This is a genomic window from Solibacillus sp. FSL W8-0372 (assembly GCF_037969735.1).
Taxonomy (GTDB): Bacteria; Bacillota; Bacilli; order Bacillales_A; family Planococcaceae; genus Solibacillus; species Solibacillus faecavium.
Window position 1 is genome coordinate 3,025,277 of sequence record NZ_CP150204.1, and the last position, 22,328, is coordinate 3,047,604.

A 22,328-nucleotide genomic window follows, 5' to 3' on the forward strand; every position below is an offset into this window, starting at 1 on the left:
GTATTCTTTTAATAAACAAGAATAAAGGAAGTGGACAAGATGTGGAAGGAAATTTATGCAGATTTGCATATACATATTGGACGGACACAAAACGGACGTGCAGTAAAAATAACGGGTAGCAATAATTTAACTCTTACTAATATTTTAGAAACCGCTACATCGAGAAAGGGTTTGGATTTGATTGGTATTATCGATTGCCAATCACCTGAAGTTCTTGACGAAATAGAGCAGCTTGTTCATGAGCAAAAGGCCATTGAGTTACCGGATGGTGGTGTACGTTTTAAAAAGACGACGCTCATTCTAGGGTCAGAAATCGAAATTTATGATGCAAATTGCCACGGACCAATCCATGTGCTTTGCTATATGCCTTCTATTATAAAGATGAAACAGTTTTCAGACTGGATGCGCCCTCTTCAAAAAAATATTCATTTAAGCTCTCAGCGTATGTATTGTGATGGTCGTGTACTACAGCAAAAAGTGCATGAACTTGGTGGTTTATTTATTCCTGCTCACGTATTTACTCCATTTAAAAGCCTATTTGGAAAAGGTGTGAAGAAAAGCTTAACTGAAGTGTTCGACCCTGACTTAATTGATGCAATTGAACTGGGGTTAAGTTCGGATACGACAATGGTAAGCGGAATTAAAGAGTTAGCCCGCTATAGTTTTGTGACAAATTCAGATGCACATTCTCTTGGAAAACTGGCGCGTGAATATCAGAGAATGAAAGTGATGGATGCCAATTTTGTAGAACTGAAAAAAGTGCTTCATCAACAAGATGGCAGAACGATTACTGCAAATTATGGTTTAAACCCCCTGCTTGGTAAATATTATGAAACCGTATGCGTCAATTGTGGGGAACAAATTTTAAATGACGACTTTTTGCGTTGCCCTCAATGCGGAAAAGAACAGCTTATTAAAGGCGTCGCCAAAAGAATCAAGGAATTATCTGATGCTGAGTATGAAGAAATACAACGACCGCCTTACATTCACCAAATCCCACTCGACTTCATTCCGGGCATTGGTCCTAAAACGATTGAAAAGCTTTTAAATGCATTTGGAACAGAGATGAGTATACTCCATAACGCCACATTTGAAGAAATAAAAAAAATAATTCCAGAAAATCTCGCAAAAAGGTTTATGATTGCAAAAAGTGGGGAAATGAAGATAGTTGGTGGTGGTGGAGGTCAATATGGTAAGCTCGACTCATTTTAAATAGGTAAATAGTATATAAAAAACAAAAAAATGTTATAATCCTCTATTTTCGTACACCCTACTAAGTTATAGTATACTTACTAAAAGAAATCTTAATTAAAGGTAGGATTAAAATGAATAAAAAACGGAAAATTGGGATTGGCTTTAAAATTACTAGTGGTTATATTATTTTAATTTTATGTTTAGTTGTTTCTGCAGTTGTGTTAAACAATCAAATAACCAGTTTACAGGAAGAGCGAAACGCTATTATTAAGTATGATTCCTCAATGCGTGTAATGTCGAATAATTTAGAGCGAAAAATTCTTAACCTAGAGTCATCGTTACATCGTTACTTAATTACAAACAACGAAAAGTATTTAGATACGTATAAGGATGAAGTCGCTACTTGGGAAGCAAGTTATGAGGAACTTAATAATCTCGTAAATAATTACTCTACTGACGAAAACCAGCTTACTCCTATTTATAATAGTATTAATAATTGGATAAACAACATCGGACAACCCTTATTAACTGCCATTACACGAGATGACAGTGATCAGATAAACGCGTTGTTCAATGGAGAATTAAGCAGTGTAGCGATTAGTGAAATGCAACAGAATTTTACCGCATTCCGTACTGTCGAGACTGAAAATATTCAGCAACAGGTATCAGTACTGAATGAACGAAATACCGATTTAACATATGGTCTTTTTGCGATTCTCTCTCTCATTGCAGTAATTACGATTATCGTATTTACAATGATTTCCCGAAATATTGCGGGATCAATCAATGAAGTAACTGAAGCGATTGAAGATATGAACAAAACAGACGGCAAAAACCGTAAGCGCATTGTTGCGAAAACAAATGATGAAGTGCGAGATCTAGTTGATGCAACGAATATGCTCCTAGCTACAATGGAAAACCGTCAATGGTTCCAAAGAAATTTAGCTGAAATTGTAACAGCCTATCAGGGCGTACACTCGCTTGATGAACTGGGTGAAGTATTACTCAATTCTATAACTACCCGAACACAGTCAGTGTATGGTGCTTTTTATATTCAAGATGTACGCAATACTAACCAGTTCAACAAGATTGCGGCTTTTGCCGAGACAGGTGATGATGTCGGACGTCAAAGCTTTATGGTCGGACAAGGGTTCGTCGGTCAAAGTGTGAAGGAAAAACGTGTACTGAGCTATGAAAATAAAGAAAATAGCTTCCATTACCTTGAAACAGCTTTAGGAAATATACCGATTTCAAACGGAATTATTGTTCCTGTATTTTTCGGGAATGACGTTATCGCAGTATTGGAACTAGCATCTTTAAAGAAATATAATGAACATCATCGCGCTTTAATTAAAGAAGTAGTCGTGCATTTAGGCGTGACGATTAACAGTATTATCGGACGGATGGAAGTTATTCGTCTTTTAAATGAGTCACAGGCAATGACCGAAGAATTACAAGTTCAATCAGAAGAGTTACAAACACAATCTGAAGAATTGAAAATGCAAACAGAAGAACTTACTACAATTAATGAGCGTCTTGAGGAACGTACACGTGATGCAGAGCAAAAAACGCACGCACTGGAAAAAGCACAGATCGAGCTACAAGAAAGTGCTGAACAGTTGCGTCAAAGCTCAAATTATAAATCTGAGTTTTTAGCGAATATGTCACATGAGCTACGTACTCCGCTTAATAGTATTTTAATATTATCCGAGATGCTGTCGGAAAATAATGATAATCGTTTATCTGACGATGATTTAGAATATGCCAAGGTTATTCATGATTCAGGTGAAGATTTATTAAACCTTATTAACGATATTTTAGATTTATCTAAAGTGGAAGCAGGCAAAATGGATTTATGGTTTAGAGAAATGGATGTTCACGAAATTCCACAGCATGTTCATAATTTGTTCTCACCAATTGCCAAACAAAAAGAACTTGATTTAAATGTTGATGTCGCTCAAAACATGGTAGAAATTTTCCACACTGATGTGAAACGCTTCCACCAAATTTTGAATAATTTATTATCAAATGCATTGAAATTTACCGAGCAAGGTTCTGTTGATGTGAAGGTGGAAATGGCACAGGTTACACCAGCAATGAAACAAATTAGTGAGACATGGCTAACGATTAACGTGACGGATACTGGTATAGGTATTCCTCAAGATAAGCAGCAGCTTGTCTTTGAATCGTTCCAGCAAGCCGATGGAGCAACCGTCCGCAAATATGGCGGTACAGGACTAGGCTTATCGATCTGCCGGGAAGTCGTTAAGCTTTTAGGCGGATGGATTACGTTACGAAGTAAAGAAGGCGAAGGCAGTACATTTACAGTTTATTTACCTAGTCTGCCGGAAGGAAATGTTACTACACTGATTTCCGAACAGGAAGTTGCATTTACAGATGCTTCTCCTGCCCTTCCAGTTCCAGTAACGCCTCCAAAAACGATATTTGACCAAAAGCATATTTTAATAGTCGATGATGATCATCGAAATATTTATGCTTTACGCCAAGCTTTAGAACAAAAAGGTGTTCACGTGCTGGAAGCTACTAACGGCTTGGAGTGCTTGAATATTTTACAAACGGCTACTCGCGTTGATGCCGTGCTAATGGATATTATGATGCCTGAAATGGATGGCTACGAAACGATGCAACGTATTCGCTATGATTTGCAGTTAACAGAGCTGCCGATTATTGCATTAACTGCAAAAGCGATGAAACAAGATCGTGACCGTGCATTTGAAGTCGGAGCATCAGATTATATAAGCAAACCTTTAAATTTAGATCAACTATTTTCTGTATTAACAGTATGGTTAACAAGTAGGGAACGTTTAAAAAATGGATAAGAAAAAGTTAGAAGTTAGTTTACTATTAGAGGCTCTGTACTCATTATCGGGTTTCGATTTTCGGCAATATAATCAGCAATCTATATTACGTCGAATTGAGCATCGGATGCGAATAAATAATATTCCCACTATATCCCGTTTAACAGAGTCAATTATTTATGATGAAAAGCTTTTAAATATATTGCTGAATGATTTTTCAATTAATGTAACCGAGATGTTCAGAGACCCTTCTTTCTTTAGAGCACTTCGTGAAAATATCGTTCCTCAATTAAAAAAGCTCGAAAAAATACGTGTTTGGCATGCTGGCTGTGCGACGGGTGAAGAAGTATATTCAATGGCTATTTTACTTCAGGAAGAGGGCCTGCTTGATCGTACAGTGATGTATGCGACTGATATGAATGAAAGTGTTTTGAAAAAAGCGCAGCAGGGTGCCTTCCCTCTTCAGAAAATGCAAGCTTACACAAAGAATTATATTTTAGCCGGTGGAACGGAAGGCTTTTCTCAATATTACAAAACAGATAATAGCTTTGCTTCGTTCCACCCGTATTTACGAGAAAATATTATGTTCGCCCAGCATAATTTAGTAACAGATCACTCATTTCAGGAATTCGATGTTATTATTTGCCGCAATGTGCTTATATATTTCTCACCAGATCTACAGCATGATGTGCACCGCTTATTTTATGACAGCTTAGCACCGAATGGCTTTTTAGGGTTAGGTGATAAAGAAACATTACAATTTACACCCCTGGCACATAAATACCGTACAATCAATTCAGCAGAACGTATTTACCAAAAAAAATTATAAAAACGATAAAAAAATCAATTTTCTCACTGAGAGAAAATTGATTTCAGACTGTAGACAAACTCGAAGAAATTCGAGTTTGCCTACAGTCTTTTTTGTTTTAAAATAAATTTAAATGATGAAAACCGTTGATTTCCATTCCAGGGGACGCGTTTCGCGGGCGGGTGCCAATCCTCCTCGTCGCTACGCTCCTGCGGTGTATCGGCAGTCCCGCTATTCCCGCAGAAGTCGCCCCTTCCATTCCAATCAACTTGATCTATTCTTTCTAATATAGTTTATCTAAATCAAAGAGGTGTCCCGATATGATGACTAAAAACCAAATGAATGAACGTAATCAATTAGAAATGTTGACGATTGAACAACTTGTCCCAGAAAATCATCTCGTACGTAAATTAGAGGCAGCCATTGACTTTTCGTTTGTATATCCATTAGTTGAAAACTTATATTCACCTTTCGGTAGACCAAGTATTGATCCTGTTGTCTTATTTAAAATGACAATGATTCAATACGTTTTTGGTATTCGTTCGATGCGTCAAACGATTAAGGAAATTGAAACGAATGTAGCGTATCGCTGGTTTTTAGGCTTCGGTTTTCATACAGAAGTGCCTCACTTCTCAACGTTTGGCAAAAATTATACACGGCGTTTTGAGGATACAGATGTATTTGAACAGATTTTCTATCGCATCTTGAAAGAAATTGTGGATGCGGGTTTATTATCAGCTGACCATATCTTTATTGATTCTACGCATGTTAAGGCAAGTGCGAATAAACGAAAATTTGATAAGAAGATGGTTCGAAAAGAGACACGTGCTTATGAAGAAAAGCTACAAGAAGAGTTAAACATAGACCGTGAAAAGAACGGGAAAAAGCCGTTTCCACCGGAGAAGTTTGAAAAGGAAGAATGGAAAGAAATCAAAGAGAGCACAACGGACCCTGAAAGTGGTTACTATGTGAAGGACGAACGGACAAAACAATTTGCCTATTCATTTCATGCAGCGACAGATGAACGTGGCTTTGTATTAGGTACGATTGTGACACCGGGCAATATCCATGATAGTCATATGCTGCAACCGCTTGTTGAAAAGGTCATTCATCGTGTGAAAAAGCCTGTGGCTGTTGCTGCGGATGCGGCTTATAAAACACCTGCGATTACGAACTTTTTATTAGAAAATCAAATGTTGCCTGTTCTTCCTTATACAAGACCGAAAACGAAAGATGGCTTCTTCCGTAAACATGAGTATGTCTATGATGAGCACTATAATTGCTATATTTGCCCGAATGACCAGATGTTGCGCTATACAACGACGACGAAAGAAGGCTATCGCCAATACAAATCGAATCCAGCGGTTTGTGCAGATTGCCCATTTCTAGCACAATGTACGGAAAGTAAAAATCATACGAAAATGATTCAGCGACATATTTGGGCAGATTATCTAGAAGAAGCCGAACATCTTCGTCATCATCATGAAATTAAATCCATTTATGCAAAACGAAAAGAGACGGTTGAGCGTGTCTTTGCGGATGCGAAAGAGAAGCATGGTATGCGATGGACAACGCTAAGAGGCCTTAAAAAATTGTCCATGCAGGCGATGCTTACTTTTGCTGCCATGAACTTGAAGAAACTTGCCACATGGACTTGGCAAGGAGCTTAGATGAGGGCATCTTCCCTCGAAGAGGAGCCCTTTTACAGAACTTCGGAGCCTAATTTGATAAAAGAAATGACAAAAGGCATCGAGAGACGAGCTCTCGATGCCTTTTGTCGACAACCTGAAATCAATTTTCTCACTGAGAGAAAATTGATTTTTTTGTTTCACTATTCGTTTCATCATCTATTTGATTTGGTACTAACTTCTTAGTGCTACTGGAAATCTCATTACCGTTTGCCTGTAGAAGCAGTACACACATATCATCCGGCTGATCATGCTGTAATTCTTTTTCTAATAAGTAATCAATTGGCGGTACTTCTGTTGACCATGCACTACTTGCAATTTTACGTAGCTCGTTATCAGCCTCAATATCACAATCACCCATTGCTTCTAATACGCCGTCTGTAAAGAGTACGATTTGAATGGAAGAATTAAAATGAATTATTTCCTTCTCGATTTTAATATCCTCTACAAAACCTACAGCATAACTTGTCTGTATAATTGGCACTGTCTTTTCCCCATCAATAAGCGCATAACCGGTTGGATGGCCGGCATTTACATATTCCAACGTTTTTTCTTTCGTATCAACAATAAAATACACACCTGTAAAATAGTATAGTAAATTTTCTTTTTCATTTTGCAGTAGGTTCATATAGCGATTAAGCTCTGCAATTACAAGCTCTGGTTCTGTAAGTTTTTTAATCGCTTCCCTTAAAACTGAAGAAATGTACATGCAAACTAATGATGCAGATACACCATGCCCCATCATATCCAATAGCATTACCGCATATCGGTTTTCATCAAGCTTATCCCAATAATATAAGTCTCCTGCTAAATTCGAAGAAGGTAAATAGGAAGCCGTAATTGCAATGTTCGACTTTTGTACAGGCGGACTCAACAAACTTTGTTGGACACGCGCTGCTAAATTAAGCTCCCTCTGAATTACTTTTTCCTGATTTGTATGCCAATCGAGTTCTGATTTCAAACGCTTCCCAACACGGATACGAGCTAACAATTCCACTCGATTTATTGGCTTTGTTATGTAATCAATGCCCCCAACATCTAAAGCTTCAGATAATTTCGCTTTATCCTCAAGTGCAGTTATAAAAATGACTTGTATATCTTTCCATTGTGGATTTTGTTTTAAAATACGACATGCTTCAATGCCATCCATTTCCGGCATCATAACATCCAATAAAATGACGTTGATTTCGTTGCATTTAGGTGCATTGGATGGATCTAAGTAGTCAAACATTTCTTTTGCAGAATGTACTGAAACATATTTTTCATAACCATCGCTTTTCAGAATCTTCTCAATAACGAATTGATTCACTCGATTGTCATCTACAATAAGAATAGTCATTCCAACACCTTCTCTCTGATTATACTTCCTATACACTCAATGTAATTATACCGAAGTATACTAGTAAATAAAAATTTACACCCTTATTTAGCATACTTTTTATGGCAGGAAGTTAATTACCAACTCTTTTAACAACACTAACTTAAATAATACTTCATTTCAATAAATTCACCTTACCTCGATTCTGTCATTGCACTTAGCAACAAATGCTTTTCACCTTTTTACTAATTTTTTATCCAATAAATCAATCCTAATTTATGCCTATCTATTGCATTAGAACAAGGCACATATTATGATGAGCATACTCTTTATAGAAAAGGATTCGATTTCATTGAAAGAAATTTTACTTATACTATTACTACAACTACTTTATGTGCCTTTATTTACACTACGCACAATTTTCCTAGTGAAAAATATTACAATGCTCGCATCACTTATCGGTATTGTGGAAATGCTTATTTACGTATTCGGTCTTTCACTTGTATTCAGTGGTGATCAGGGCTTCCTTGCAATGCTCGTTTATGCGGTCGGGTTTGGTCTTGGGATTATTATCGGAACGCGCATTGAGCAAAAGCTTGCGATTGGCTATATTTACGTAACGATTAATACACAAAACCGCAACGAAGAACTTATTAAAGTAATTCGCGACGAAGGGTTTGCATTAACAACCTATGTGGGTGAAGGGCGTGACAGCCAACGTTATAAATATGAAATTTTAACGAAACGAAATCGTGAAAAAGAACTGTTTATGCTCGTACAGCATCATGAACCAACAGCATTTATTATTTCTTATGAACCAAAATCATTTAAAGGTGGCTTTTTAGTAAAGCGCATGAAGCAACATAAAAAGCATAAATAGCAATTCAAAAACGACCGATAAAGGTAGAAAACTCTCTACTTTATCGGTCGTTTTATTTTGGCTAGTCTACTTTGATAGTGTTGTTTGTGCCGTCACTTTTTCAAGCTCTTGCCCTAGGAATTTTGCAAGCTGCAGCATTGCAAATTTATCCTCTTTTGCTTCCGCATCGGAATTGTAGTTTGTATTCGTATTTACATCATAGGTAAATATTTCACCATTTGCATTACGGATAAATTCAATGCCCGCTACGTCAATCCCACTATTTTTCAGAAATGCTTCATAATTTTCAAGTAGCTTTGTTTCATTATTTTCAACTATTTCAAACTTCGCCCGCTGCTCTTTTGGCTCCTCACCTACCGGGCAAAACAGATCCCCGATTTGACATGCATCGGCTGGGCAAAGCTCGAATCCTTCTGATGTATCTACCTGTACAGAATAGAAGTATTGCCCTCCGATAAATTCAACACGTGTAATATATGACTCCGGAGATTCGATATATTCCTGGATCAGAACAATACCATCTACTGGCTCTTCATAATCGGGCTTCGCTAAATGCTCCTCCAATGCTGCGATTGAGTAAAATAACTGCACACCCAACCCTTTTCCGGCACGGTTATGCTTCGTAATAAAGGGCACAATATTCAGTGCTTTTGCTGCTTCTATAATTTGCTTTTTTCCAACTGCAGCAATGGTTTTAGGCGTTTTTACTCCATGCTTTTCTAATGCTGTATATTGCTTTACTTTACTTAACTCTAAACGAAGCGCATTGCTGCCGTTTAAAACCGTTCTACCATGGAATTCAAGCCAATCTAATACCGCACCTGTCAGTTCCGGTGCATAGCGGTGATCACGTGTATGTGAGGATGCACTCATACGATTATAAAACACACCTTCTGGAGGTGCTTCCGATAAATTGACAATCCCCTCATCTAAATGCCACGTTTCATATGGTAAATTCAACTCTTCTAGTCGTGTAACTAAATGACGTGTCCAGTCATCATTTTCATGAATTACATAAATCTTTGCCATTTTTCATTCCTCCGATATTTAAAATATAATCTTAAATTAATTTTAATGATCCTATTAATATCATACATTATTCAGATAAAAAAAGTATGAATTATCGCTCGAATACTCAATAATTAAGAACCAATTTAGAATATAATTTCTTAGAAGTAGACAAAAAAATAAAGCAGTTCAACTTTACTCATCGTAAAATTTGAACTGCTTTTATTATTTCACATATTTGGCCACTTTATTTCGTCCTGCCTGCTTAGCTCCTATATAAAGAGCACGGTCAGCATTTCTTAATAGCCCTATCATTTCGTCAGTATCTTCTGGGGCATTTGATACGCCAATGCTTACTGTAATATGAATAATCTCTTCCTGATTCGTTTCGGTTAAATCAGACTCAATTAAAAACGGTGTGATTTCGATTTTCTGACGTATTTGTTCCCCTAGCTCGGCTGTTTCAGATTTATTTAGATGAGGAATGAGCATAACAAATTCTTCCCCTCCATACCGTGCCAAAACTGCCCCCTCAGGAACAAAGCTTTCCAATATCTTTGCAAATTCCTTTAGGACGATGTTTCCTGCATGATGACCGTACGTATCATTAATTCTTTTAAAATGATCTATATCCATCATCAATAGGGAGAATTGCAAATGCGGATTGGCCTCCACACGATCCTGCTCCACAGCCAACATCTTATCTAAGTAACGATAATTATAAAGACCAGTCAATGCACACGTCTCACTACGTTCCACTGCCGCACTTATATACTTTGCCTTTTCCAGCGATACGGCAAAATACGTCGACAACAAATGAACAATATCCATTTGATACTTTTCGAATGCGTTTTTCTTGCGGGCTGTTAAAATGACTACCCCTTCAGTACGCTGGTTTCGATGAATTGGAACAATCATGACACTGTTCATATCATATGTTAAAAAATCCGGTGCCTGTTCCATCCATTCTTTTGTATTTCCGTATACACTTTTTTCTTCGGATTGGAAGCACTCATTAATAAATGAATTTTGTATTGAATCGGAATCTGTATGGATTTCCCTGTCTTGTTTATCAATTCTTGCACGAAGGATAACATACTTACCATTAAGATTATCAACAATATAGATTGCATCATGTGGGAAAAGCTGACTTACACGATGAATAAATAAATCCATAATTTGCTGGGCACTTAGCCTGTCTGCAAGCTCATGACCAAATTCACTCGCTTTACTTAGGGAATAATTCACCCGCTCTGAAATATTGTACATCTTAACAACAAAAGTAATGACAAAAAAAGGTACCCCTAACAGGAAGATTGCCGGTACGCCTAATTCATTGATCAAAATTACCAATGTTATGCAAAACGGCAAGGTAATAAGTATACTGCTGTAATCCCATTTTGAATCCTCACTAAAGAATTTCTCCTTAATCCCTATTAATCGATCACGTACATATAAGATTAAGTGATTTACAAACATATGGATAAGTGCAAATATTGATCCATATATGAGCAAATGCATTAAATTTGTGTTCCCCACTTCAAACCCCAGTAAATGGACAACTCCCGCAGCGATAAACGATGATGCTACAAACATCCAGGAAATGAATAAAACCCGAGTAACCACATCCGGACGATTTCTCATTTGATAAATAATCGGTATAAGACTAAATTGGACAATGATCATTTCTGCACCGATACCATAAAGAAGAAAGGCAGTTAACGTCACCCATTGCGACAGGACAATTGTCGTTTCGCCTACTTGAAATGGAATGGCAGTAGTAATAATGGCAAATATTAATAAGTACGCAAAAATTTCCAGGTCGATTGGTTGACTAGGAAAGAAAAAATATAAAGCCACCATCATAGGCAGCCCTGTAATTATCCAAAGCAATAGCGTATTGCGTTTGGTTTCATAAGTAAATTCCATCTCCCTCTAGTCAACCCCTTTTTACTGAAATATCTGATAATAATAGTATACAACGTATCTCCACGTATGTATCATGCTTTAATTCCCAATTTATCATTTCTTTTTCCCTATTCCCCAAATAACAAACAGGTAAAAATAACTAATATTAATTTTAATTCATTATTTTAAATATTGATAGATATTTTTTTTAAAATAGAAATTTAGCATGCCTAATAAAGCAAGCCCTAATTATTATTGCGGGATTTGCTTCTTTACATTACAAATTTCACTAGAGAGCCCTTCCACTTATTGCTATATTCATGGTAATTAACCTACAACCATCTCCATAATCAAATTAAAATATAGACTTAATACCTATAAAACTTTATAATCCTATTATGAAATAATGTAATAAATGTATCAAACAGAAATTTCTTACAAAAATCTTACAAAGTTTAATTTAGAGATAGAGCTTTTTACTTAAATGCTATTGGAGGTATTCACATAAAAATCACAAAAGCTCTGCTTGTACTATTTGGTATTGCTTTACTATTACTAATGCCCCTTTTTAGTTTGTATAATAATCAGCCAGCTTTTGCATTACAAGGTCAATTGGATTTGGTTAGTACATCATTTAATGAGGAGAAATTAATCCCGCTTGATGGAACATGGGAGTTTTATGAAAGTCAGTTATATGATCAAGAGCAATTTGAAAGAGGTATTTCAAAAAAACCTAAATATATAGAGGTACCTGGAACTTGGTCGACTGAGGCTGAAAAGTCAGGGAGCGGTACATATCGGCTTGTTATTCAAAATGTCCCTACCGATCAAGTGCTTGGCATAAAAAAACAAAATATCCGCAGTGCGAGTAAAATTTTTATTAACGGTAAATTGGTTAGTGAAGAAGGATTTGTAGCTAAACAACAAACAAATTATACAGAAGGAAATATACCAAAATTAATTTTCTTCCAACCAGATAAAGAACAGTTAGAGATTATTATTCAAGTGACCGATTTTTCCTACAACAGTGCAGGCATCTCTAATTCCATCTATTTTGGTGAACAGGATGTTTTAGTTAGTGAAAGCTTTAAACATGTGATATTCGAATTAGGGATCCTTGCAATCTTATTGACAATCGGCATGCTTTATATATTTTTATATTTGTTCGTGGAAAGATACAGGAGGAAAGAGTTTTTTATTCTTGCCTTTGCGTTGTCATGTATATTTTTTGCTCTAGTAAATTTATGCTTAAGCGAAAGAACAATTCTTTATCTTATACCAAGCCTATCATTTGAAGCGCTATTTAAAATTAAAGATACTTCCATATTTCTTGCGACAATTTCCTTAATTCTCATTGTTACGCAAATTGATCAAAGACTGCTTAACCCTTTGTTTAAAAATGTATTAATTTTTGTCTACACATTTTATGTACTCGTTATTTTATTGACAACGTTAAATTTCTATCATTCCTTTTTGCCGATTTTTATAGTGTTAAATTGCTTTGTATATTTATATATGATGATAAAAATGTTGTATTTTTATTTTAAAAAAGATGTTGCACGTGATTATCAACAGAAAATTATTATGTTCAGTATGTTGAATATTAATATTTATAATATTAATTTATTGCTCTATAGCTTTGGCTTCACATCTAAATTGCAGCTCGGGTTCTTAAATATACTATTTTATGCAATTGCCCTCGCTATATATTTGACGATACGCGTTAATCATTCATACAAAAGAAATGACCTCTTGACTCACGAACTGGATGTGACAGAGCAAGCTTATTTAGTAGCACAAATTAAACCGCACTTTTTCTTCAATACATTGACGAGTGTAATGTCCCTTTGCTATTCAGACGGAAAAAAGGCAGCTCAGTTACTATCACATTTCAGCAGCTTTTTAAGACAATCTTTTGAATTTAATTCTCAGGAAATGTATGTTTCAGTTGAGAAAGAAATAAAGCTGTTACATTCGTATATAGCGATTGAACAGGCACGATTCGGCGAGAAGCTTCAGATTGAATTTAATGTAGATCCGGATGCATTAGCAGAATCGATTCTCCCTCTTTCAATTCAGCCATTAGTGGAAAATGCTATTAATCATGGCATTTGTCCTAAAGAGGATTTTAGTATAATTAGAGTATCGATTAATAAAATACATTCACACTTAGTGGTGACGGTTTATGATACAGGGGTCGGTATTCCTTCAAATAAAATTCCAGAATTGCTAGATACGTCCAAGCAGAAAGAACGAGGAATCGGCATTGCTAATATTAATAAAAGATTGGCCAAGTACTATGATACTCAATTAATTATCGAAAGTAAGCTAGGATCATGGACAAAGGTATCGTTTGAAGTACCACTTCATAGTTAGAGGGAGAGTGTCATTAGTGCTTAAAGCAGTAATAGTAGACGATGAAAAACTAGTATCAGATTTCCTGAAAATACAACTAGAGCAAACCGGCTTGGCCAATGTAGTTGACCAATTTCAAAAACCGACTACCGCTCTTTGTGAAATCCCAAATTTAAAACCGGATGTTGTCTTTCTGGATATTGAATTGCCTGGCATGAATGGTATTGAACTGGCGACAAAGCTACTCAATGTTTACAGCGAAATAGAGATCGTTTTTGTAACGGCCTACAATCAATATGCTATAGAAGCTTTTAAATTAAATGCTATTCATTATCTCCTAAAACCCGCTGATGAAGAGGACATTCGCACAGCACTAGAAAGAGTAATGGAAAAAAGAAAATATTACTCAAGCACTGTGTTTGATGAACAATTAAGAATTGAGCTTCTTGGACATTTCAAAGTATTCCATAACGGTATAGAAGTTCGGCTGAAGTGGCCTACTGTAAAGGTAGAGGAGCTTTTCGCACTTATGCTCATGTGTCGTAAAAATGGTATTGGGAAATGGCAGCTTACAGAGAAGCTATGGCCAAATGTAGATTTAAAGAAGGCAGAGCAAAACCTATATACAACAATTTACCGGCTAAAGAAGGTTTTAATAGAAAATGAAATACCTATTAGAATTGAAAATGAAAAGGGTAAATATTTTCTTAATTTACCGCACTATACAATCGATATTGATGAGCAGCCTCAATTTGATATAGGGACATTATTTGGGAATAAACAATATCATTGGTTACAGAATGCAAAACAATAATCCTGTTCCTGTATATTAGAAAAACCGCGTATTAACCATCGAATTTCATTCGTGGTAAATAATACGCGGTTTTTATAGGTTGTGCAGTCCTATTTATTTTTTATCTTTGTTTTCACTTTCATCAATCTGTTTCATTATGCGCTTATAACGGGTTAATTCCCGCTTACTGATAGGAATTACTTCGTGCCGTACCATTTTAGCGAAGGACACGATGAGTAAAAGTATGACGACTGTAAATGGAAGTGCAGAAATTAAGGATGCGGTTTGCAGCGCTTCTAGACCGCCTGTAAATAACAGTACGCTTGCAATTGCAGCCATTAATACACCCCATATTACTTTCAACGCATTTGTTGGGTTTAATGCCCCGTTAGAAGTCATACTCGCCATAATAAATGTTGCTGAATCTGCAGAGGTAATGAGGAAAGTAAATATTAAAACCATCCCTATAATAGAAGCAATCGTTGTTAAAGGAAGTTGATCGAGTAATTGGAACAATGCTACTGTTAAATCTGTATTCACTGCCTCAGCGATACTCGTCCCTTTATTTAAATCGAAATAAAGAGCAGAACCGCCAAATACAGCAATCCATAAACAAGAAATTAGTGGAGGAATAATTAGTACCCCTACGATAAATTCGCGGATTGTTCGTCCCCTTGATACGCGGGCTACAAACGAACCAACAAAAGGCGACCAGGCAATGGCCCATGCCCAATAGAAAATTGTCCAGTCCTTAACCCAAGTACCGCCAACATACGGCTGTAAACGCAGGCTATACTCTACAAAATGTGTAATATAATCACTAAGACCTAAAACAAAACTTTCAAGTATGAATACAGTTGGACCTGCAATAAATACAAACAATAATAAGATCATAGCTAGATACATGTTAACATTACTTAAAATCCGAATCCCTTTTTGTAAACCTGTAGTAGAAGAAGCCATATACCCTATAAACATTACGGCAATAATCGACATTTGTACCCAAATCGATATAGGTATATTAAATACAGCGTTTAAACCACCATTTGTTTGGAGGACTCCTAAACCTATTGAAGTAGCAACACCCATTACAGTTGCAATGACCGCTAAAATATCAATCGTATTTTTAATACCTCGTTTTGTTCCTGTGACAGGTTCTAATGCTGTAGACATTAATAGATCCTTTTTTTTGTTAAATTGCATAAATGCCATAACTAATCCCATAATTGCAAATACAGACCATTGACTAACTCCCCAGTGGAAAAAGGAATATCCCATTGCAAGACGAGCAGCGTCTGTCGTCTGCGGCTCCTGATTACTAAATGGTGATGAGAAGAAATGACTCATTGGCTCTGCCACACCCCAGAACACCAAGCCAATCCCTAAACCTGCTGAGAATAGCATCGCAATCCATGAATAAAACTTAAATTCAGGTTTTGCATCTTTCCCACCTAATCGTATTTTCCCATATTTTGAGATTGCCAGTACGATAAGAAATACTACAATAATAAATACAGATAATAAGTAGAACCAACCAAAATAATCGGTTGTTAAACTAAATAAAGAAGTAGCTACATCACTAAATAAATTTGGTGCCACTATACCAAAAATGACACATACTAAAATAAAAATTGCTGAAACAGTAAATACTACGTTTGAAAAATATTTCCCTTTCATATGTTCACCTCATCTAAAACCACATTTAATAGAAAATACCCATTCTCTTCTATCTTAAACCGTTGCTATACAGATAAAGCATTTGTGACCCCTATATAAAGCAGCAAAAATCTTCTTAAATCTATAAATATTAAACGTTAAAACATTATTTTTATAAATTACAAATTTACCTGAATTCATAAAATAAACTATATAAAAAAAATTTTAATGAATAGTATTAAGTTGCTAACATTTTAACCGAAGTTATATATGCATATATAACTATAAAAATATGGAGGGTAATAAAAATATGACAATTAAAAGGAAATTAATAGGTACTTTTAGTACCGTTATTTTGATACTAGTTTTCCTCTCTACTTTTTCTATTCTTAAAATGAAAGAAATTGACGAGGACTATTCTTTTGTAATAGAAGACAGGGTGTTAAAAGTAATGGAGTTATCGAAAATTCAAAATGCTACATCTTTACAGGGACTCTATATCCGTTCCTACGTTTTACGCCAAGATCCAAAAGATTTAGAAAATCTCAATACTCAAGAAGAAATTGCAACAAATACTATTCGTGAAATTGAAGGATTATTTAAAACAGCACAAATGGAGGAGCAATTAAGTAAATTAAAAGAACAGCAGGCTTTATATGAAAGCTATGTAAATAAAGTAATTAGTTACATAGACAATCAAGAAAAAGATAAAGCCAATAATATGTTATTTGAATTTGCTGTACCTGCTAACAATGATATTCAACAAACAATCACTAACATTGTGAATGCTCAAAAAGAGCTAATGGATACTACGAATGCGGAAACAACTGCAAATGCAGCTGTCAGTAAAAATTTGCTCATTACCATTTCCATTTTAGGTAATGTTATTTCAATTGTGTTGGCGATTTTTATTACACTAGGAATTACGCGTCCTTTACGTAAATTAACAAACGCTGCCAATGTTATTGCAAGTGGGGATTTACGCGAGGAAGATATTCAAGTTAAAACAAAAGATGAAATTAATGAACTTGCTACTGCCTTTAATACAATGAAGGCTAGCCTATCTAACCTAATCAGCAACGTATCACTGAATGTATCAAGTACAACTGCAGCTGCAGAACAACTGGCTAGTAGTACCGATGAAGTGGCTTCTGCTACGAATGAGATTGCACAACGTGTAGAAACAGTTGCTCTAGGCGCTGGGCAATCTGCAACTACCGGAAATGATTGCGCTGTTGCAATGGATGAAACAGCTCATGGAGTGAGTCGAATCGCTGAAGCTGCACAAGTGTTGAATTCAAAGGCTAATGATATGCAAACAATTGCCGGCGAAGGTAGACAAACATTACAAACTGCAGAACAGCAAATGTTTGTTATCCAGCAGTCGTCTCATAAAACAAAAGAAAAAATAATACAGCTAAGCAAACAGTCTGCAGAAATCGAAAACATTACAAAAGTAATTACCGATATTACAGACCAAACAAATCTACTTGCTTTAAACGCTGCCATTGAAGCTGCGCGTGCAGGTGAACATGGTAAAGGTTTTGCTGTTGTGGCTGATGAAGTACGCAAACTAGCAGAGCAGTCGAAAAACTCTGCTACAAAAATTGCCGGCTTAACATCTACGATTCAAAAGGATACGAAGGAAGTAGAGGAAAGTGTAAGTACGACAGTAGAAAATGTAGATCAAGGTGTGGTTTATTTACAAAATGCTCAAGTTTCATTTAATAATATTGTTGGCGCTATTACAGAAATGACTGCCCAAATACAGGAAGTTTCAGCATCCTCAGAGGAAATTTCAGCAAGTACTGAAGAAGTGGCTGCATCAGTTTCCGAAATGGCTCATGCTGCAAACAGTGCTGCAGATGAAACGAGCGTAGTACTTGCTGCTGTAGAAGAACAAACAGCTACAATGCAGGAAATCAACGCTGTAGCTAAATCAGTAAGTGAAGGTGCAATGAGTATTCAAGAACAAGTAAATCATTTTAAAATTTAATATGTTCAATCAAAAACGCAAAAGCAGTTTAGAAGCTTTTGCGTTTTTGTGTATTGTTTTAAACCACTTTCACTAAGACATGCGCCGGGGATTTCTTTTCATTTTCACCTGCTACTTCCCATAATTATTGGAGAACATTTTGCTCTCAGTCCCAGCCAAATTTCTAGCATTATAAGATTAAAATATGATTCAATAAAAGAACGAAAGTTTCATTTTGGAGGGGAAGATGATGAAAATTGAACGAGTGCACATAAGAATTTTTATTACTTGCTCGATTGTAAGCTTCGCCAAGCAGGAAGAATTAGTTGCCAGCTATCCAAAAGAGGCTATTGACGAATTAGAAAAGCATGGCTATATTGCTCGCTCTTTGTATGGTCATTATTACAATACGAAGCTTGCTGCCCAGTATTTAAGAATCTTTATGGCAAGTTACAGTCCACGCTTAAAGGTGGCGGACATGGTGCATATGTTGGAGCAAGCGACCGAGTATGTTGTAGTAGATATTGAAACAACGGGTGGCTCTGCTGCACGAGGGGATAAAATTGTAGAAATTGCCGCATTAAAAGTACGCAACGGAGAAACTATTGATCTTTTTCACCGCTTTGTGAATCCGGAAAAGCCAATCAAAAATTCACATATTCATGGAATAACAAATGAACGTGTGAAAATTGAACAAACAATCACCCCTGTTATTCACAGTTTTAAGAATTTTTTAGGCGATTTGCCGATTGTTAGCCATCATATCGGTTTTGATTGGTATAGCTTTTTGGCGCTCGAGCTATTTCGCAATGGCATACGCCCTACCAATCAAGCTGCATGCACAGTGTTACTTGCACGTAAATATTTAAACAGTCCTAAAAATAACTTAAATGTAATAGCTGACACTTACAATATCCCGCTTCTAAAGCATCATACTGCAGACGCCGATGCCATTTGTGCAAATGAAATTTTGCAGCTCATTATGAAAAAAGCGAATTAACGCCAGGAACTTTTGCTCTGTTCCCTTTGTTAATTCGCTTTTATTTTATATAGTTTCTACTTCTGCCTGTTCAAAAATCGTACTTTTAATATGGTTCGCTGAAATATAGCCGAAAACTGTTGTTGGTCCGAGAGTTGAGCCTGGACCTGGATATACTTTGCCCATAACGGATGCAGAGCAATTGCCTGTTGCGTAAAGACCTGTGATTGGCTTACCGTCACGTAAAGCCTGGCCATGTTCGTCTGCCACGATACCGCCTTTTGTACCAAGGTCGCCTGGGTATACTTTCACTGCATAGAAAGGCGGCTTAATTATATGCCCGAGGTTCGGATTAGTATATGCTGGGTCACCGTAATAGTTATCGTACGCTGAGTCGCCACGCTTATAGTCCTCATCTTTGCCTTTATCGACAAACGTATTAAAACGATCAATTGTGGCACGTAAGCCCTCGACATCTATACCGCAAAGCTTTGCCAAATCCTCAATGGAGTCCGCACGTTTTAGCCAGCCTGAGTTCAGTAATTTTTTCGGTACCATGCGCGGCATCATTGAACCGAATAAATAGCGGTTCCGGTGGCGGCTTTCCATGATCATCCACGATGGGATTGCCTTTCCTGTTTGTTCTTGCTTATCAAGCATTGCCCTTCCTGCATCAACATACGACTCTGCTTCATTAAAGTACCGATTGCCTTCCTGATCAACGATAATTGTATGTGGCAATGAACGCTCATATACTAAAAAGCTCGGTGAACCGTCATCATTAATGGCAGTCGGTCCCCACCATGCCTCGTCTAAAAGAGCAGTATCTAAACTGTGCTTTTGCGCAATGAGTAGCATATCGCCTTGATTCCCTATACTCGCCGATGACCATTCAGCGCCGATATTATGATATTTACGCCGTAATTCTTCATTACGTTCAAAGCCGCCCCCTGCTAAAATAACAGCCTTTGTTTCAATGAAATACGGTTCGCCATCTTGTTCTATTTCGACACCTATAATTTCATCATTCTCGATAATTAAATCCTTTAGTGGTGCTGACAATCGAATCGTTACACCCTGCAATAATGCCATTTTAATTAGTCGTGACACGAGCCCTTGTCCGATTGATGTTGCATGCTTACCTTGTAGCTTATATTTAATCCCGCTAAACAGCATCCCCGATACATTCGTGAAATCCTTCATGCTCGTAAAAGTACGCGGTACAGAGTAAACACGACCTGAGTAAAGTGGGAAGGGCATTTCCACCATACCTTTACGTAGTAGCGACTCATATTCACCTAATTCTCTTAAATCAAAAACGTCTCCTTCAATGGAGCGACCAATTTTACCGCCTGGACGTTCTGGATAATAGTCCGGATAAAGTGGTGCAGCAACCCACTCCATTCCTAGTTCTTCTAAGAAACTGACCATTTTGGAGCCATTATTGATGTACGCAACTTTCCGTTCGCGTGTGGAAGCAGGTCCCTTATCCTCAATTACGTCTTCCATATATGTTAATGCCTCTTCCTCGCTATCCTGTAAGCCCGCCTTTTTTGATACATGGTTGTTCGGAATCCACAGTCCCCCACCTGATAAGGCAGACGAACCTCCGAATACGTCCGATTTTTCTACAAGCAATACTTTTTGTCCATTATAGGCAGCCGTTATTGCTGCAACTAACCCTCCAGCTCCACTCCCTACGACTACAACATCCCACTGTTCTTGCCATTCCATAAATCCCCTCCATTATTATTGTGATGTGCGTTAGGTTTTTGTATTTTAATGTCTATTCTAATTTATTCTTGTCATTTCTATAAAAGTAGCGATTTACTTAAATTATTTAGCATGTTCGGAAGGGGATTTTATTAGAACAGTTATGGGGGATATTTGAAAATTCCGATGTGATATTAGAACATTCGGGTAGATTATTTGAACATTTTTAGGGCTTATTAGAAGATTCGGTCACTATATTAGAAATTCTTACTACACACGTAAAAAGACTGTACGGTATCATAACCATACAGTCTCATTTGCTTTATTTCATATACTTTTCAACTAATTCATAACATCTTTCTTTAGTTAACTGAGCTTGTACGCTAGCGTATTCTAAATTTTTCATTGAACCGCCTTCAAACTTTGATGCTGCTTCTGCTGCTTTTTCATCACGATGCGTTAACCAGTTTCGTTGTTCTTCTCTTAGTTTGTTCATGTCGTTCGGTGAAAGTTGTTGTGTTTCTAGTTGTTTATAGATTTCATTCAATAGTGCATCCCATCGCTCGAATACTTCTACCTGTGCTTCTGTTAACTCAATTTGGGTACCATTTTCAAATACCGGGTCCAATTCTTTTATCCCATTTTCTACATCCGCTATTTTAGCTAAATACTTTTCCTTTGAGTTTGCGGAATTTTGTTCGGCATTCTCTTTAATACTATTATTAATTTCTACCTCTGCTTCCAATATCATTTTTTCTAACTCCGCATTCAAACCGCTTTCCAATGAGGCATTTTCAAGCATTGGATGCGCCTTTTCCAACACACCATCCCAATCTGCATTGTCTCTCGCGTCCTTTACTTCTTTAAATTCCTGAAGCTGTGCATACAAAGCTTTTGTCTCTTCATCGTTTGGAGTACCATCTGAATTTTCCTCTATTAAAGTTAACGCTTTATCATATTCTTTATTTTCCATTGCTTCTATTACAGTATCTTTTACAGGTTCATCTGCTTCATTACTACAGCCTACTAAAAGGAGACAAGCAGTAACAATGCTTAAGCTTAAGGTGTTTTTTCTCATACTGTTTCCTTCTCTCTTTTTATAATTTATTCTTTGAAGGCAACTGACTTATGAAGCATTTTTCCACAATCACCTTAAATTGGATTCATTATACCATAAAGTGGATTTTCCTATTAAAGCCTCATGATTAATCAGGGCTAAAATGATTATCTAATT

15 protein-coding genes are annotated in these 22,328 nt (G+C 36.6%); 9 read left to right on the forward strand and 6 right to left on the reverse strand.

Features of this window, described 5'->3' with window-relative positions:
- Positions 1-39: 39 nt before the first annotated feature.
- From MKY13_RS15535 to MKY13_RS15550, 4 genes are all read left to right on the forward strand, one after another.
- On the forward strand, positions 40-1,212 hold the full coding sequence (locus MKY13_RS15535; RefSeq protein WP_339213697.1) for an endonuclease Q family protein: 1,173 nt from the start codon (positions 40-42) through the stop codon (positions 1,210-1,212).
- Between the two features lie 113 nt (positions 1,213-1,325).
- Positions 1,326-4,034, forward strand: a complete 2,709-nt coding sequence (locus tag MKY13_RS15540) for an ATP-binding protein (protein WP_339213699.1) — start codon at positions 1,326-1,328, stop codon at positions 4,032-4,034.
- Positions 4,027-4,842, forward strand: coding sequence for a protein-glutamate O-methyltransferase CheR (locus tag MKY13_RS15545; protein ID WP_191699766.1), 816 nt, complete (start codon positions 4,027-4,029; stop codon positions 4,840-4,842). The genes MKY13_RS15540 and MKY13_RS15545 overlap by 8 nt, the downstream gene beginning before the upstream one ends.
- Before the next feature lie 299 nt (positions 4,843-5,141).
- Positions 5,142-6,491 (forward strand): IS1182 family transposase, encoded by a 1,350-nt coding sequence (locus MKY13_RS15550; protein WP_191701905.1) that lies wholly within the window; start codon positions 5,142-5,144, stop codon positions 6,489-6,491.
- A gap of 130 nt (positions 6,492-6,621) precedes the next feature.
- Here the strand turns inward: MKY13_RS15550 and MKY13_RS15555 are convergent, their stop codons facing one another.
- Positions 6,622-7,848, reverse strand: a complete 1,227-nt coding sequence (locus MKY13_RS15555) for a fused response regulator/phosphatase (RefSeq protein ID WP_191699765.1) — start codon at positions 7,846-7,848, stop codon at positions 6,622-6,624.
- A gap of 331 nt (positions 7,849-8,179) precedes the next feature.
- On the opposite strand from MKY13_RS15555, the gene MKY13_RS15560 reads away from it, so the two are divergent.
- Complete coding sequence (locus MKY13_RS15560) at positions 8,180-8,707, forward strand: DUF2179 domain-containing protein (RefSeq protein WP_191699764.1); 528 nt, start codon at positions 8,180-8,182, stop codon at positions 8,705-8,707.
- 66 nt (positions 8,708-8,773) lie between these two features.
- Here MKY13_RS15560 and MKY13_RS15565 read toward each other — a convergent pair whose 3' ends face one another.
- Both MKY13_RS15565 and MKY13_RS15570 read right to left on the reverse strand, forming a co-directional pair.
- Positions 8,774-9,736, reverse strand: coding sequence for an alpha-L-glutamate ligase (locus tag MKY13_RS15565; RefSeq protein ID WP_339213704.1), 963 nt, complete (start codon positions 9,734-9,736; stop codon positions 8,774-8,776).
- 204 nt (positions 9,737-9,940) lie between these two features.
- Positions 9,941-11,644 carry a sensor domain-containing diguanylate cyclase gene (locus MKY13_RS15570; RefSeq protein ID WP_191699762.1) on the reverse strand — a complete coding sequence of 568 codons (1,704 nt, stop codon included), beginning with the start codon at positions 11,642-11,644 and terminating at the stop codon, positions 9,941-9,943.
- 552 nt (positions 11,645-12,196) lie between these two features.
- On the opposite strand from MKY13_RS15570, the gene MKY13_RS15575 reads away from it, so the two are divergent.
- On the forward strand, positions 12,197-13,999 hold the full coding sequence (locus tag MKY13_RS15575; protein ID WP_339213706.1) for a histidine kinase: 1,803 nt from the start codon (positions 12,197-12,199) through the stop codon (positions 13,997-13,999).
- 16 nt (positions 14,000-14,015) lie between these two features.
- Positions 14,016-14,792: a response regulator gene (locus tag MKY13_RS15580; RefSeq protein ID WP_339213708.1), complete on the forward strand. Its 777-nt coding sequence runs from the start codon at positions 14,016-14,018 to the stop codon at positions 14,790-14,792.
- 93 nt (positions 14,793-14,885) lie between these two features.
- Here MKY13_RS15580 and MKY13_RS15585 read toward each other — a convergent pair whose 3' ends face one another.
- Positions 14,886-16,448: a BCCT family transporter gene (locus MKY13_RS15585; RefSeq protein ID WP_191699759.1), complete on the reverse strand. Its 1,563-nt coding sequence runs from the start codon at positions 16,446-16,448 to the stop codon at positions 14,886-14,888.
- 289 nt (positions 16,449-16,737) lie between these two features.
- On the opposite strand from MKY13_RS15585, the gene MKY13_RS15590 reads away from it, so the two are divergent.
- Both MKY13_RS15590 and MKY13_RS15595 read left to right on the forward strand, forming a co-directional pair.
- On the forward strand, positions 16,738-18,423 hold the full coding sequence (locus tag MKY13_RS15590; RefSeq protein WP_339213710.1) for a methyl-accepting chemotaxis protein: 1,686 nt from the start codon (positions 16,738-16,740) through the stop codon (positions 18,421-18,423).
- Positions 18,424-18,649: 226 nt separating this feature from the next.
- A complete protein-coding gene (locus MKY13_RS15595) occupies positions 18,650-19,402 on the forward strand; it encodes a 3'-5' exonuclease (RefSeq protein WP_339213712.1) in 753 nt (250 codons plus the stop codon).
- A gap of 45 nt (positions 19,403-19,447) precedes the next feature.
- Here MKY13_RS15595 and MKY13_RS15600 read toward each other — a convergent pair whose 3' ends face one another.
- Complete coding sequence (locus tag MKY13_RS15600; RefSeq protein WP_339213714.1) at positions 19,448-21,115, reverse strand: FAD-dependent oxidoreductase; 1,668 nt, start codon at positions 21,113-21,115, stop codon at positions 19,448-19,450.
- Positions 21,116-21,416: 301 nt separating this feature from the next.
- Positions 21,417-22,172 carry a lysozyme inhibitor LprI family protein gene (locus MKY13_RS15605; protein ID WP_339213716.1) on the reverse strand — a complete coding sequence of 252 codons (756 nt, stop codon included), beginning with the start codon at positions 22,170-22,172 and terminating at the stop codon, positions 21,417-21,419.
- Positions 22,173-22,328 lie beyond the last annotated feature (156 nt).

What these genes read in the sequence shown, in the direction of transcription:
- MKY13_RS15535 (WP_339213697.1), top strand. Translation starts at nt 40, where the DNA reads ATGTGGAAGGAAATTTATGCAGATTTGCATATACATATTGGACGGACA.
- MKY13_RS15540 (WP_339213699.1), top strand. Translation starts at nt 1,326, where the DNA reads ATGAATAAAAAACGGAAAATTGGGATTGGCTTTAAAATTACTAGTGGT.
- MKY13_RS15545 (WP_191699766.1), top strand. Translation starts at nt 4,027, where the DNA reads ATGGATAAGAAAAAGTTAGAAGTTAGTTTACTATTAGAGGCTCTGTAC.
- MKY13_RS15550 (WP_191701905.1), top strand. Translation starts at nt 5,142, where the DNA reads ATGATGACTAAAAACCAAATGAATGAACGTAATCAATTAGAAATGTTG.
- MKY13_RS15555 (WP_191699765.1), bottom strand. Translation starts at nt 7,848, where the DNA reads ATGACTATTCTTATTGTAGATGACAATCGAGTGAATCAATTCGTTATT.
- MKY13_RS15565 (WP_339213704.1), bottom strand. Translation starts at nt 9,736, where the DNA reads ATGGCAAAGATTTATGTAATTCATGAAAATGATGACTGGACACGTCAT.
- MKY13_RS15570 (WP_191699762.1), bottom strand. Translation starts at nt 11,644, where the DNA reads ATGGAATTTACTTATGAAACCAAACGCAATACGCTATTGCTTTGGATA.
- MKY13_RS15585 (WP_191699759.1), bottom strand. Translation starts at nt 16,448, where the DNA reads ATGAAAGGGAAATATTTTTCAAACGTAGTATTTACTGTTTCAGCAATT.
- MKY13_RS15590 (WP_339213710.1), top strand. Translation starts at nt 16,738, where the DNA reads ATGACAATTAAAAGGAAATTAATAGGTACTTTTAGTACCGTTATTTTG.
- MKY13_RS15595 (WP_339213712.1), top strand. Translation starts at nt 18,650, where the DNA reads ATGATGAAAATTGAACGAGTGCACATAAGAATTTTTATTACTTGCTCG.
- MKY13_RS15600 (WP_339213714.1), bottom strand. Translation starts at nt 21,115, where the DNA reads ATGGAATGGCAAGAACAGTGGGATGTTGTAGTCGTAGGGAGTGGAGCT.
- MKY13_RS15605 (WP_339213716.1), bottom strand. Translation starts at nt 22,172, where the DNA reads ATGAGAAAAAACACCTTAAGCTTAAGCATTGTTACTGCTTGTCTCCTT.